The organism is Bradyrhizobium sp. A5 (assembly GCF_042076515.1).
Taxonomy (GTDB): Bacteria; Pseudomonadota; Alphaproteobacteria; order Rhizobiales; family Xanthobacteraceae; genus Bradyrhizobium; species Bradyrhizobium cosmicum.
This window is the reverse complement of record NZ_CP148990.1, coordinates 4,605,654-4,622,009: the sequence shown is the minus strand read 5'-3', so window position 1 is coordinate 4,622,009 and position 16,356 is coordinate 4,605,654. Positions and strand designations below refer to the sequence as shown.

Annotated in this window: 1 protein-coding gene; it reads left to right on the top strand. The window is 65.6% G+C overall.

The genetic code is table 11. The features are described 5' to 3' along the window. The first annotated feature begins 25 nt into the window (after nucleotides 1-25). On the top strand, nucleotides 26-16,345 hold the full coding sequence (locus WHZ77_RS22175; protein WP_375309886.1) for a leukotoxin LktA family filamentous adhesin: 16,320 nt from the start codon (nucleotides 26-28) through the stop codon (nucleotides 16,343-16,345). Nucleotides 16,346-16,356 lie beyond the last annotated feature (11 nt).

The window sequence follows — 16,356 nt, the reverse complement described above, 5'->3', positions numbered from 1 at the left end:
CCAATGCCGATGATGGGGATCTGACATGCGCGGACCATCTGCGACGCGAGACAATGACGAGCTGACGACGCTGCGGAGGCTTTCGCGCTTCCGTTCGATGTCGCTGCTCTGCGCGATGCAGATGGTCTTCCTGCCGGTGTACAGCGTCCGCGTTCAGGCGCAGACGGCGAACGTGATCACGCCGGACGGGCGCACCGGCACCTCGCTGCAGACCTCCGGCAGCATCACCAACGTCACGACGTTGACGGTCTCGGGCAACAATGCCTTCAACTCGTTCTCGCAATTCAGTGTGGGGCAGGGCAACACCGTCAACCTGCAACTGCCAACGGGGACGCAAAACCTCGTCAACATCGTTCACGACGCGCCGGTCTACGTCAACGGCACGCTGAATTCCTACATGAACGGTGCGATCGGCGGTAACGTCTATTTCGCCGATCCCAAGGGGTTCGTGGTCGGCCGTTCCGGCACCGTGAACGTCGGCAGCCTCAACGTCTCGACGCCGACGCGCGAGTTCACCGACAGCCTGATCGGTGCCGGGGGGCAGATCAACCAGTCGGCGGTCGGCAACCTGATGGCCGGATCGTTCCCGGTCTCGCCTGACGGCAACATCCGCATCTACGGCCGGATCAATGCCATCGACGGCGTGCGCCTGACCGGGCAGAACGTCTATGTCGGCGGCGCCACCCAGCGTGACATCGCCAATCTCGACCATGCCGCGAAGTTCGCAGCCTCGGTCAATTCGAAGGGCCTGCGCAGCGCCAGCGCCATCACCGTCAGCAATGGCTCGATCCATATCGGCGCGGTCAACAATGCCAGGGTCAACGGGCGTCTGACCGCGCGCAGCAAGGCTGCGACGCCGAGCAACATCACGGTGCAGGCCGGCAACAATATCGACATCGGCAAGAATGCGAGGCTGAACATCGCAAGCACGACCGGCAATGCCGGCGAGATCCGCCTGAAGGCGGCCCAGCACCTGACCGTGGCGGGCGGCGCCAGGTTCGACGCCGGCGCGAAGACCGGCAATGCGGGCCTGGTCGATTTCAGCGCGAACGGGATCATCGACATCGGCCAGGGCATCAAGGTCAACCTCAGCGCAGACAACGGCAAGGCCGGCACGCTGCTGATCGATCCGACCGACATGGTCGTCGGCGATACCGCCCAGGGCGACACCGGCGTGACGCTGTCGAACAGCTCCATCGTGAATGCGCTCGCCGGGCTCAGCGCCGGGGCGGACTACCTCCTCCAGGCCGATCATTCCATCACGCTCGCCGCGCATGCGGTGATCGATGCCCGCCGTCTCGACGGCTCCGGCCATTCGACCGGCAACGCCAACAACGTCATCATCGACGCGCCGAACATCGCGATCATGAATGGCGCGCAGATCCTGGCCCAATCGGTCAATTTCGGCGGCACCACCTACACCAGCGGCAACGTCACGCTGAGGGCGACGGCGAGCGACACCAAGCTGTCGGGCCAGGCGACCGCCGCGACGTCCATCACGGTCGACGGCACGATCACCGGCGGTGACATCTCGATCGGCGCGACCTCGACGGCCACGTCGAGCTTCCTTGAAGGTTCGGCCGCAAGCACTTTCGCGCTTGTCGGCGAGACGCTGGCGGCCTCGCTGCTCGGGCTCAATGGCGGCTATGTCGCGGCAAGCGCGACGGCGAACATCAACATCAACGGGCACGCCAATATCAGCGGCGGCGGCAGCGTCACCATTGCCGCCCACGGCTCGGAGACCGCATCCGATCCGGCCTTGGTAGCAAGTCTGCTCGGCAGTCTCACGCCCATCGCCGCATCGGTCGTCGTCGGCAAGATCGACGGCAACGTGTCGACCAGCGTGGCGTCTGGCTCCACGATCAATGCGGGTGGCAATCTTGCGATCCATGCCACCAACGACGCGAACATGAACGTCGCCGCGCTCACCGCGACGGGCAGCGCGCAATTCGTGGAGACGATTGCCTATTCGACCGGGTCGGTTAACACCACAGCAAACGTCGCGACGGGCGCGCATCTTTCGGCCGGAACCGTGAATGCCTCCGGAAACACCCTGTCAGTGCGTGCGCTGAACAACAACAGCTTCTCGACGAGCGCCAACGCCGTCGTCTTCAGCAATCCGAGCGCGAGCGGCGGAATGGGCGGCGCGCTCGCCATCAGCGACGTCACGACGTCGGCGAACGCGGTTCTCGGCGCGTCGTTGGGAACCAGCGCGTCGAGCCGGATGAACGGCTCCGTGGTGGTCGAGGCCACGTCCAATACCACGTCCAATTCGACCATGGCCTCGACGATCGCGGGCACTCCGGCGCTAGTCGGCCTGATCCAGGCGGAACTGGTGTCGAGTCCGTCATTGAACCCGGTGATCTCGCAGCACATGACCTCGCTGATGCCGGTGAACTTCAACTTCAAGTTCGCCGGTGCATTGTCGCTGGCCAACAGCACGGAAAACGCGACGGCCGCGATCGCTCAAAATCCAAGCGGCGGTGCTCCAAGCATCTATGCAAGTGGCAACGTCGCCGTCGCCAGCAACCTCGTCGATCGGGGCGTCCGCAGCAATGCGACTGCCGCCGCGATCACATCGGACATCACGGCCGGCGAGGGGACGGCAATCAGCGCGGCCGTCGCCTGGGGCAACTTTACGCATAACTCGAACGCCTATGTCGGCAACGGGACCCTGATCAACGCGGCGAACATCGCCGTCGAGGCCAACACATCGATGCCGATCACCAACACCTGGCTGAAGTGGGACGGGCTGGGTGCGGTGCTGAGCCATCTCAACGGCAATCTCGGCGTCGGCGGCAACATCCTGACCAGCTATGCCAATGCCACGTCGGACGCCGGAGACACGATCGGGGTCGCCGGTTCGCTGAACCATTTCGTCGTGAACAACAACACGACGGCCTGGGTCGCCGGTTCTGCCAGCCTGACCGCGACCTGCACGAGTGCGACCTGCGGCAGCAACTGGTCGGCCGGGATGGACAATGGCGACGTCCACACCTACGACGCAAGCATCCAGATCGCGGCCACCACGACCACGGCGTCGATCGACGCCGCCGGCAATGTCGGCACGCTCGGCTTCCTGCCGGGCAACACGTCCGGTGGCTCATCGGTCGGCGGTGCGCTCAATCTCGTCCAGTTCAACACCAGCACCATTGCCGGCGTCTCGGACCGCGCGACGCTGCGCGCGGCGGACGACATCGCCGTCAACGCGACCACCTCGGACCAGTTCGTCGCCGTCGCGCCGTCGTCCGGCAAGGCTGCCGGCGCGCTGGCGCTGAACGGGATCACCTCGCTCGGTTTCCTGAACAACACGACGCATGCGTCGATCTCGAGCCAGGCCACCGTCTATGCCCCGACCGTGAATGTCCTGGCGCAGCAGGATCTGTCGGTTGTTTCACTGTCCGGCGCGATGAGCTTCAACAGCAGCGGCGGTTCGGCGGTTGGCTTGGCGGTCGCCTATCTGGGCGCAAATGCCGACACCTCCGCCTATATGGGCGACAACCATTCCGATATCCGGCCCGGCGTGTTCAGTGCGAATGATCCGTTTGCCGGCACGAGCGGCGGAAGCGGGTCGGTCAATGTCGACAATCTGACGATCAGCGCAACGACGTCGGGGCGCATCACGGTTGCTTCTGTCGCGGCAGCGGTCTCAGACCCGGCGGCGTCCAATGTCTCCGACAAGGCGGGCGCCGCAGGCGCGGCCTCGACCGGAGGCATCGCCGCCGTAACGACGGCCGCGAGCAAGATCGCTTCGTCCTCGGGATCGAGCACCGACGGCTTCAGCGTCGATCTCGCCGGCAGCTCGTCGGTGACGGACGTCTCGCTCGGCACCAGCGCCTATATCAGGAATACGAGCGTCAACAAGTACACCACGGCCAGCGCAGTCACGACCAATACAATCGTTCAGGCGCTCAACGACACCATCCTCAGCAACGGGTCCGGCTCCGCGGCGTTCAATCTGGCCGGGGCGTCCGCCCAGGGGGCTGCGATCGGCGGCGCGATCGCGGCAGCGATGTCCAGCAACGCGACGCTCGCCTATATCTACGGCACCACCATGAACGATCAGAGTTCGGTGACGGTGCAGGCGCTCAATGGCGGCTCGGAGACCGTCGTCGCCCTCGGCGTGGCGGGATCGAAATCCAATGCGGCATCGCTGTCGGCTTCCGTCGGCATCATGACGGACAGCGCCAACGCCTATATCGAGAGCTCGACGATCACGGGGCAGGCGACCGGCGTTAACCGCGCGCTCGAGGTCGACGCCTACCAGACCACGAATATCGCGATCGGCGGTGGCTCGCTCTATATGTCGGGTGGCCAGGCCGGCGTCGGCATTGGGCTAACCTATGCCTCGATTGCCGATCCCACGGGCGGCAACGCTACCGACGCGCACATCCGCAGCACCGCGCTCTCGAACTATGACACTCTGCTGGTGATGGCCGACAGCGCCAGCGTGATTGCGGCCGGTGCGGCCTCGGGCGGGGCAGGGTCCAACGGACTGGCCGGCGCGATCGTCGTCAACGAGATCTCGCCCACCACGACGGCCTATATCAGCAGCGGTTCGACGGTGACCATCAACGTCGGACGCGTGACGGTGCTGGCGGACAGCGGCGCCGTGTCGGCGCTGAATACGGCGCTCGGCAACCTCGTCAAGAAGTCGAACAACAACCATCTCGCCTCGGACACCTGCACGGTCGCCGGCGGCACGGGCGGGCAGAACTGCATCGACTTCAGCGCGGCCGCGCTCAACGACGGTGCGGGTAACGGTCCGGGCGCCAGCATCATCTCCGTTGCGGGCATGATCCAGGCCGGCAAGAATAATGTCGGGGCGTCGCTGGTGTACGACACCATCGCGACGACGCATTCGGCCTACATCGCCAACGTGCTGCTGACGGCGGGTGTCAACGGCAATGTCAGCGTGAGTGCGGTCGATTCCTCGAAGATCCAGTCGGTCACGATCGGCTTTGGCCTGGCGACCGGACAGTTTGCGGGCGTCGGCGGCACGACGATCAGCAGCATCGCCAATACCGTTTCGGCGGCCATCGGAAACAACCTGTCCAGCGCGTCGCAATCGGCCATCACGGCCAAAAGCATTTTGGTGACCGCGACCGACAATTCCAGCATCACTGGAACCGCCGCCGTCGCGGGCGCCTCGACGCAAGGAAGCGCCGCGGGTCTGGCACTCGTCTACAGCAGCATCGCCAACAATGTCAGCGCGGGCGTCACCGGCTCCAAGCTGACTGCCTCGGGCAACGTCGCCGTCAGCGCGAACTCGAACGCCAGCATCTCGACCGTCGCCGTCGGTATTGCGATGTCCTCGCAGGTCGGGTTGGCGGGCTCGGTCGCCACCAATCTGATGGGGACCAACGTCACCGCCAGCATCACCGCTGCCAGCACCAACGGTATCAACGGCGCCGACGTGACCGCCACCAACAACGTCGGCGTGACCGCCGGCAACAACGACAAGGCGGCGGTGTTCGCCGGCGCCGTGTCGATCAGCAAGGGCGCGGGCGGCGGGGCGGGCTCGCTGGTGACGAACAAGATCACGGGGACTACGGCAGCCTATATCAGCGGTGCCAACACCAAGGTCGACGCGCTCGGAACCAGCACCACCGACACGCTGTCGGTCAACAACGGCACGCTCGTCCATGCCTTTGATCTCGGCACCGCCCACGCGCCGAGCGACACCACGCCTGACCTCTCCGAGAACCAGGACGCCGTCCGCGGCCTTGCCGTCGTCGCGAGCTCGCATCAGGCGGTCACGGCCAACGTCGCTTCGCTTGCCGCCAGCAGCGGCATCGCCATCATGATCAACCCGATCACCAACGTGATGAGCGGAGGGACCCGGGCCTATATCGATAGCGCATCTATCGACACGCGCCTGACGTCTTCGACGCTGGCGCCGCAGATCGAGGTTGCGGCGTCGAGCTTCTCCTATTCCGGAACGTTCGGTGCCGGCATCATTCCGCCAACGGGCAATGGCGGCGGCGGCGCCACGATCATCAGCACGACGATGTCGCGCGATACCTTCGCCACCATCACCAATGCCACCATCGGGGGTGTCCAGTCGTCGAGCCCGACGGTCGGCGCCGTCACCGTGAAGGCCAATGCCGAGCAGGATGCGTCCTCGATCGCGATCGGGTTCAACACCGGCTCGGTCGGGCTGAACGTCTTCCAGGCGACGACGGAGGCCTATGTCGACGGCGGCGCGCTGACGGCCGCGTCGCTGACGGCGAACGCCAACAACAACACCGGCATCTTCTCCGCGAATGGCTCGGGCGCCTATGGCAGCCAGGCCGCGATCGGCGCCGCCTTCCTGGTCCAGGTCTCCTCGAACCGCACCGAGGCCTATGTCGGCGACGAGTTCGCCTATCACGGCGGCACGGCGACTCACACGACGGCGATCAATTTGACCGGCGCGCTCGACGTCGAGGCCAAAACCAAGAATCGCTTCGAGGCCTATTCGGTGGGCGGCGCGCTCGCGACGGGATCGGCCGCGATCGCGGGCATGGCGAACATCGAGATCGCCAGCAACACCACGATCGCGGGCGTCTACGACGTCACGCTGCAGTCGCCGAGGGGCGGCGCAGCCGGCGCGGTCACCATCAACGCGAACGAGGACGTCGCGATCAAGGAAATCGCGGGCGCGCTCGCGGTCGGTGCCAGCGGGGGAGGTGTCGGCATCGGCGCCGCCGCCAACGTCATCCTCTTCAAGAGCCAGACCACCGCGGAAAGCATCAACAGCAATCTGAACTCGTTGGGGGCGATCAACGTCAACGCGCTCAGCACCAAGGAGGTGCTGTCCTATGCGGTGACGGCCGGTATCGGCGGCAGCGTCGGCATCGGTGCGACCGTCGGCGTCATCATCATCGGTGCCAATCTCGGCGATACGCACGAGCAATCGCAGCTCGACGGCACCATCGGCGCCGCGAACTCCGGAACCAATTCCTCGCACGGCAGCGACGCGGTGGCGAGCGGCACCGCCGGTAATCCGAACGGCGCTAGCGTAACGTCGACCTACAATGTCAGCGGTGTGCTCACCGACGCAGGCCGTGACGGCGTCACGGCGCAGGTGCTGGGCGGCAATGTCACGGGCAGCGAGGTCAATGTCGCCGCCACCAGCGCCAACGCGGCCAAGATGTACCTGCTCGGCGCCGGCTTCGCCAAGAATGTCGGTATCGGGGCTGGCATCGGCTACACCAGCGTCAAGAGCTACGTGCTCGCGGATCTGACCGCGAACGTCACGGCGCCCTCCGTCACCGTTGCGGCGGTGGTCAAGGACGCCACCACCGGACCTTATGCCGGCAAGACCATCGACACCGAGGCGATCGCCGGCGGCGCGGCGCTGTACTTCGGCGCGGATGCGGCCGTGGCGATCGGCAATGTCGCCAACGACGTGACGGCCCAGCTCGGCGGGCATGTCACCGGTACGGGCGGCACCGGCGTCACCGTCATGGCGCAGGATTCCACGACCCAGGTCGTCTTCACAGGCGGTGTCACCGCCGGTGCCGCGGCAGTCGGAGCCTCGGTTGCCACGGCGTCACGGTCGAGCACGGTTGCGGCGCAAGTTCTGGATAACGCGGTCGTCGATGTTTCAACTCTGGCCGTGGGAGCATCCGGCGCAGGTACGCTCACCACGACGGCGACTGCGCTCGGCGGCGGTATCGTTGCCGGCGTCGGTGCGGATGCGGAGGCCCACGAGAACTCGGGCGTGACGGCCGAGATCGGAACCGGTGCCTCGATCACCACGTCGGCATCTGATGTTGGCACGCTGGTGACGGCGTCGATCAAGCCCAATCTGTCGAGCAGCGCGATCGGCGTCTCGGTCGGCGGCGGCGCTGTCGGCATCGCCATCGCCAAGTCAACGGTCGAAGCCACGGTCACGGCCGATGTCGGCGACAACGTCGTCTTCTCGGGCGGAGCGCTCGGCGTGACCGCGATGGCGCTGGTCCCGACTACCGGCACCACGACCTACGCCAAGGCACTCGCAGGCGGCGGCGGCTCGCTGATCGGCGCCCAGGGCAGCCTGGCCCAGGCCTCGGAGAACGCGACGGTCAGCGCCTATGGCGGGACGGGAATCACGCTGCCCAACAGCGACGTGGTGATCGCAGCCCAGAACGACAGCGCCCAATACGCCGAGGCGACCGGCCTTTCGAGCGGGTTCCTCGCGCTCGGAGCGACAGTGGCACAAGCGTCGTCGAGCGCGCACACTTATGCCTATCTGGGCGCGCCTGCCGATATGGACGCCGCCCACCTGAATCACGCCGGCTACACCGGCATCCTCGAGATATCGGCGACCGGCACGGATGCCAATGTCTCCAACGCGACGGTTGGCGCGGGCGGCACCTACGCCGGTGCGGCGGCCGTCGCCACGACCAGCTCGACCGCCGTGACCAACGCGCGGTTCGATGGTGGCGCGACCGACGACACCCTCTATTTCGGCGGCCTCAGCGTCAAGGCCAAGCACACCACGAATTATGCGGCCAGCGGCGACGCCTATCAGGCGTCCACGGCCGGTGTCTCCGCCGGCAAGGCGCAGAACGACGTCAACACGACCACCACCGCCGAGATCGGAACGCATCTGATCATCAACTCGGACGGCGGCAACATCGTCGTCATCTCGAACGACATCGTCAATCAGGCCGGCGGCGGCGCGCGCTCGGGGTCTGGCGGCTCGTTCTCGGGTGCGGCGGCCCTGAGCGACTCCACCGTCACCCAGAACGTGACCACCAACATCGGCGCCGGCGCGGTCCTGAGCCTCAACGGTGACCCCAGGACCGCGACGGGGGTGATCGACATCGAGGCGTACAACACGCTGAACACCACCGCCACGGCGAGCCTCGCCACGGCCGCTTTCTTCGCCGGCGGCGGCGCCGAATCCAACATGACGGCAAACGCCATGCTCGCGGTCAACATCAATGCCCGCGAGCTGTTCAGCGTCGGCAAGATCTATGTCGGCACGGCGGCGAAGATGGCGGCGTCCAACTACGCCAACGCCAGCCTCTACGGTGCGATCGCCGGTGTCGGCGCCAGCACCAACAGCTGGGTGCACGCGAACCAGGCCGTCACCGTCAGCGGCAGCACGACAATCGAGGCCTGGCGGGACATCAACATCCTTGCCGGCATATCCGGCGATACCATCACCTTCAGCAGCGTGCAGGCGACCGCGACGACGGTCGTCTACAACAACACCGCCATTCCGATCTCCACGCTGTACCGCGGCACGGCCAATGCCGGCAACGACTCCAGCCTGACGCTTGCCGACAGCTCGCGGGTGCTCGGCGTCCGGGATATCTATCTCGGCGCAACGCAAGGGCAGGTCACCGCGTCCGGCAACGGCAACAACTACAATCCGTATCTGGACATCTTCAGCGCCAAGAACAGCGATAACCACAGCCACACCAGCGGCACCGGCGATGTCGCGCTCAACGGAATGGTGGTCGCGGGCATCAACAACGACGTGACCATCACGATCGATCTTGGTGCAAGCGCGCCGACCTTGAGCACGACGAGCCCGCACTCGTCGCTGTCACCCACGCTCGAATACGTCGCCGACGTCGATCATTTCAGCCCGGTGATGAGCTGGAACCACCAGACGGTCCAGTACACGATCGTCGGCGGCTTCAATCCCTACCAGAACATGGTCGACCAGCTCGTCACGCTGACCGGTCTGACTGCGACGCAGATCCGGACCCAGCTCGCGACGTCGACGTCCGCACATCCCGCCACGATGGCGCCGTCCGGCGCCGATCCGACCGGCGACATCCAGCGTCAGATCAACGCCCTGATCCAGCAGGCGCCCTATACTTCCGACGCCGCCGGCAACGCCTTCGCGTTCGGCGACATCCTGGTGTCCGCCGGCAACGTCTCGATCCTGGCGCAGAAGCTGAGCGGAAACGGCCTTGCCGGTCATACGGCACCGTCCGTCACTGCGCAGGGCTCCGCAAAGATCAAGGTCGAGAACCGCGGCCTCGACTTCATGGACTTCGCGAACCTCACCGTCACCAATGTGACCGGCGGCAACATCACCTATCGCCAGATCGACCATGTCGATCCGGATTCGCACTCCAACGTGACCTTCACCGCCACGCCGAGCGCGACGCCGATCATCGACATCTCGGCGATCTACAACCGCGTCGATCCAAGCACCGGGCTCGGCGTCGACGGGAACGGCAACCAGCTCACCCGCAAGCCCGACATTTATTTCGACGGGGCCGTCACCAACGAGAACGGTCTGCTCAAGATCACCAGCCAGCTCGGCAGCGTCGTCGCCTCGCAATCGCTCAATGCCGCGACCATCCAGATGGTGGCGCCCAACGGCTCGTTCATCTTCCTCGGCGGCCTCGGCAGCTTCTACAACTCCAACCACGATGTCACCTCGCAATGGGCCGGGGTCGAGTACAAGCCGGCCGACAACGACACGCTGACGGCGGTGATGGCGGCGGCGACCTTCCTCGGCGCCTATGGCGCCTACGAGTACAGCCCGCATATCGGCGACGGTGGCAATCACCCGTATTTCTATTATTGCTGCGTCGACGGCCATAGCGGCGTCCAGCAGACGGCCGCCAACAGCACGGTCTTCACCGCCCGCATGCTGATGACCTATTACGACGGCCTGTCGCTCTATTCGGCGATCTTCCTGCCGATGGGCAACGGCTCGCCCAACGGAGGCGGCGGCAGCGTGGGCAGCACCGCCACGCTTGCGGCGATGGAAGGCCCGACGGTCCAGACCATCTCGACCGCGCCGTGGGAGCGGAATACCTATACCGACCAAGGCGTCTACAGCAACACGACCTACGACTATACGACGACCTCGACAGACGCCCAGGGTCACACCACCACCACCAACCACACGTCCACGTTCTACTCGCCGTTCAATTGCTCGGGATGCTCGGCCTATTTCCAGGTCGTCAATATCCAGAACGACGTGATCACGCCGAGGACCGCGAACACGAACGCGAGCTCGAACTGGAGCTCGACCACACCCTCGGGGTACCAGAACCCCGCGAACGCGCCCTTCATTCTCGGTCAGGCGATCATCATCTCGGCGGGGGTCATCAACGTCAACGGTCTCATCCAGAGTGGCACGAGCAGCAATTACTCGGTCGACATCGGCGGCGGGGTGCTGTCCGCCATCAACAGCCTCAAGACCAGTAATAACGGCGCGGACTTCGCCCAGGCCCAGGCCAATGCGCGGAACGGCAGCTATTACGACATCACGGCGGCTGCGACGACGCAGTTCTCCAGCGATATCAAGATCGGGGTGAAGTACAACGCGCTCACCGACCAGATCATGGTGAACGGCGTGGTGCAGGGTTCGGGCGGCTACGTCTATCTGAACGGCAAGATCATCTCGACCTCGACCGACGGCACTGCCCAGGGCACGATCGCGGTCAAGGGTGGTGCCGGCACGATCAATGTCAACAACTCGACCGGACTTCAGCTCGTCACCAACACGATCAATACGGGCGTCAGCGCGCCCAGCGTGATCCAGATCGTCGATCAGCTCCAGCAGCAGACGACGTGGTACGTCTACAATCCCTCCGCGTCGGGCGGCCAGCAGGTGTCGACGTATCGGACGAATAGCGTGAATGCGAGCCAGTACACAGGCTCGATGCTGACCGGCCTCAGCGGCACGGCAGGCATCCAGTACGCCGTGAAGCCAAACATGTACTACCAGTGGGTCGATACGGCGACGCTGGATCGTCCGACCACCAGCACGCAGTTCGACTATGGCTGGCACTACACGCCGAACGCCTCCGGAGACAACTGGACCCGCACCGTCAGCCTGGTCGAGAACGTGATGCAGGCCACGGGTGGTGGCGGCAACACCGGCCAATTGCAGACCGCGAACTTCCAGGAAGTCGTCACGGCGACCGGCAGCTATCACGGGGGTGGCTACAACACGTCGGCTGGCTTGTGCTGCGGTGCGGACGGTCATTACGACTGGTACCAGCAGATCTACGATCACCTGACCCTGACGCTGACCAACACGGTCAAGGCGTCGAACCCGATCAACATCCAGTTCAGCGGCGGCGGGGTGAGCACGGTCAACGTCAGTTCGAACTCCGGCATCGTCATCAACGGCCCGATCAACAACCTCTCGGGTGATACGACGGTCATCGCCACCGGCGCCAATTCGGCCATCACATCAGGTGCGAGTGCCAACAACCCGATGATATCGGGCAAGAACGTGACGCTGTCGGCGGATGGTGGCATCGGCACGCGCGGCACGAACGGTGTTCCCGTCCAGGTGCAGGTCTATGGCGGCAGCCTGAAGGCCGATACGATCGACCGCGACATCGCGATCGCAGCCACCGGCTCGTTGTCGATAGACCATGTGAGGGCGAATGCGTTGGGCGCGACGCCGCAGGGCAGCGTCTTCCTCTCGGCGACCGGCGACATCAACTCGGCGGCCGCTTACGACGTCGCCACACCCGTCGTGGTCGGCAAGAACATCGAGATCAATTCCAGCGGCGGCGCGATCGGTGCGACCAGCAGCGTCGTCAACGGCGCAACCACCCTGACCAGCATCAATCCGCTGGTGATCCAGGCGACAGGCACCACGCAAACCGGCGGCGCCGTCGATGGCGGCGTTCTCGACAGCGCTTCGGCCACCGGCACCTACATCGTCCAGTCCAAGGGTGACCTGCGCCTCGGCACGATCCAGTCGAGCGGCGGCCCGGTCTTCCTCGAGGCGGCCGGCTCCGATAACAACCCGGCCAGCATCCTGAACGGCCGCCCGGCCGCCGGTATCAGCGCGGCGGAGAGCGCGCATCTCCAGGCGGTGTGGGACAATCTCGGCCTGCTCAACGGCAATCCCGCCACCGCCGCCGTCAACAGCTACCAGTCGATGGTCACGGCGGCCTACAACGACTACTTCCAGCTCAAGAACATCGCCTTCGCGAACGGCACCTATAATCCGACCTCGGTGGGCCTGACGGTGCTGCGGGCGCAGGTGGCCGCCAAGCTCGGCATTGATCCCGCCAACGTCTCGACGACCGATATGAAGGTCGAGGCGACGACGCGGTTCCTGAGGGACCAGTTCCTGCTCGGCAAGATCTCCACCGCCGAGCTCAAGAGCTCGCTGACGACGTTGCTCGGAAACGCGCCCACCGACGCGCTCGCGACGGTGTTCGGCACCACGCTCTCGTCGGGCCTGTTCACGAGCCTGTTCCAGGGCGTCGCCGCCGCCGATCAGCGCCTGCCCACCAACACCGCCCTGCAGGCCGCGCTGAACACTTACTCCGCGAATTACAGCTTCACGCTGGCATCGACCGAGCGGGTCTACGGCATCATCACCTCGGGCTCGCAGTGGACGCATGATCAGCTCGCCTACACGGTCTCGTCGTCGGCCGTCGGCGCGGCGCCGCCACCGATCGATCCGAACGTCGCGGCCAATGTCAGCGCGAGCCAGATCATGCTCTACGCGCCGAAGGGGTCAGTCGGCAATTCAGCCGCGCCCCAGACGTTCACCTTCACCAGCGTCGATTCCTCGGCGCTGTCGACGGAGCAGAAGGCATTGCTCTCGTCGGCCGGCCCCGGCCAGCTCACGGTCGGCGCGACCACGGACCCGACCACCCATGTCACGACCTATACGGTCAGCCTGTCGCAGCAGAACCTCGTCGTCCTCGACAACCCGATCGCCATCTCGGCCAAGGCGCTGACGAACATCTATCTCGGCAGCAAGAACAGCCTCACGCTCGGCGGCATCACCGCGAGCTACGGCCCGATCGCGGCGGCTCAGGCCAACGGCATCGCTGTAACCGGCCGCGGCGACGTCAAGCTCGACGCCGTGACCGGCATCACTGCCGCCGCCGGCGTGACCGGTGTGCCCGTGATATCGGGTGATATCGCCAACCTGACCCTGATCGCCGAGCACGGCAATATCGGTGCCCCCTCGGGAACCGCCGGAAGCAATCCCGCGAGCAACGCGAACGCGATCCAGATCGCTTTCGCGGACGCCGCCAACGATCAGCTCGACCAGGTCTCGTCCGGGCAGGGCATCTATGTGAAGCAGACCACCGGCGATCTCATTCTCGGCAACATCTCAGCCGGCAGCGACATCCAGATCGCCGCGGCCGGCAGCATCTACGCCGAAGCCGGCTTCACGGACCGGACGGCGATCCACATTCTCGGCGCCGACCTCGACCTGCGCGCCGGCGGCAGCATCGGATTCAACGGCGCGTCCTTCCAGCCGCTGCAGGTGAATATCTCGGGCACGGTGACCGGCTCGGCGGTCGGCGATCTCAGCATCCTCGCGGTGACCGGCGATCTCGCGGTCGGTGCGAGCGGCGCCTATGGGACGCTGAGCGCCGGTGGCGCGCTGACGCTGAACGCGGCGCGCGGCGCGCTCACCATCAATACCGGCCTCACCAGCGTCGGCCTGATGCAGCTGCTCGCCAACCGCGCCATCACCATTCCGGACGGTACCAGCGCGGCGCCGGTGCTGGTGACCAGCAGCTCGGAGGGCGTGACGCTGGCCGCCGCGACGCTGTCGATGGGCGCCTATTCCGCGATCAACGCGGCCAAGGTGATCACGATCGCCACGACCGGCGACGCGATCCTCGGCCAGCTCAACACGCCGCTGTCCTTTGTCGCGGCCGGCAATGCACCGTCGATCGTCGTCAGCGCCGGCGGCGTGGCATCGCTTGGCGCGATCCTCGGCAACGGCGACGGCCAGACCACCTTCATGACCTCAGGAGCCGGCGCCAGCCTCGACCTCACGGCGTCCAACGGCATCGGCAGCGCGACGCGGCGGCTCAACTTCAATGCGTCGCTGCTCTCGGCAAGCACGATCGATAGCGGTATCTACCTCCAGGCCTTGACCGGCACCGAAGCGACGCTGCTGTCGGCGCTGAAGGGCAACGTCGATATCATCGGCACCCAGGCGCTCACGCTCGACCGGGTGATGGCGGGCACGGCAACCGGCGCCAGCGGCAAGTTCAGCGCCGTCATCGACAATGGCAGCATCGTCATCGGCACCGTCGACAGCAGTGGCTCGCAGACGGTCCACGCCAGCCAGAACGTGACGTTCAAGTCGCTTACGGCCACCGGCTCTGCCAGTGATGTCGGCAACATCGACGTCACCGCAGACAACGGCTTCATCCTGGCGCAGACGGTGATGTCGGGCGGAGTGACCACGCTCGGCTCGGTCTCAGCCCACGGCTCGGCCAGGCTGATCGCGGCGGGCACCAACACCGGTCATAACCTTGCGGCCGCAACCGGCAACGCGGTCTTGAGCGGCACGGTCGTTCGTTGGGATAATCTCATGGCCGGCGGCACGCTCGACGTCACCGCGACGGCCGGAGGGATCACGGTCGGCACCGCCATCAGCGGCGGCACGCAGACCCTGCATGCCCTTAACGACATCGTCTTCAGCCAGCTCACCACGACCGGCATCCCGGGTGATGCCGGCGACCTCAACGTCAAGTCGGACACGGGCTCGCTCCACGGCGGATCGATCACCGCCAACGGCGAGACGCGTTTCGACGTGGCCGGATCGGTCTCGTTCGACCGGATTAGCGGCGACACCGTCAAGATGACCTCGTCGGGTGATCTGACGATCAACTGGGTCAGCGTCGTGAGGGAGCTCGACCTCGCGGCCGACACGATCAACGTCAAGGGCGAGCAGATCCGCTCGAAGCCTGCAATCCCGTTGATCCTGAACATCACCGGCTACAACGGCGGCGTCGCCAAGTCCGCCAACATCTCGATCGATCCTGACAGCATCATCATCAACCAGCTCAGGGTGGTGGACGCCAACGTCTTCACCGGCGCGCACGCGGTCACGATCCTGAACGGCTATGTCCCGGGCCAGCTGATGCTGACCACGGCCACCCAGCAGGTGCTGCTCGACAACCGCACGCCGGCGCCGTCCAGCTGGCCGACCCTGCAGCTCTATCAGCCGGGCGGCGTGTTCACGATGACCCAGATCGGCAACGCCAATGTCACCAATGCCTATGTGGTGTTCTACAGCGGCGACGTCTCGGCGACCGTGACCAATTACGGGCCGGGCCACACCTGCTGCGACGGTTTCACCGGCGCCAGCATGGTGCGCAACATCCCGGTCGACGGCGAAGGCAAGGAGAGCATTGAGACCTGGATCGCGAAGAAGGACAGTGGGACGTTCTACTTGCTCGGCCTCTCCGGCAAGGCACGGCTCGATGCGCTGCTGACGCCGCGGCCGGTCGAGACGATCGGCTCCGGTCCCGCCGTCAACATCGAGGGGCTGAGCGACCTGCGCAAGCTGCGCCGTCAGGGACAGCGCGTCGGTCGCCCGGGCTGGAAGGACGCTTCCGTCGAAGCGACGCGGCCGGCCGTCGGCCGCCTCGCACAGGCCTGGTAGCGGGATTCGGG

Excerpts from the sequence above, each read along its gene's own strand:
- WHZ77_RS22175 (WP_375309886.1), top strand. The coding sequence starts at position 26 with ATGCGCGGACCATCTGCGACGCGAGACAATGACGAGCTGACGACGCTG.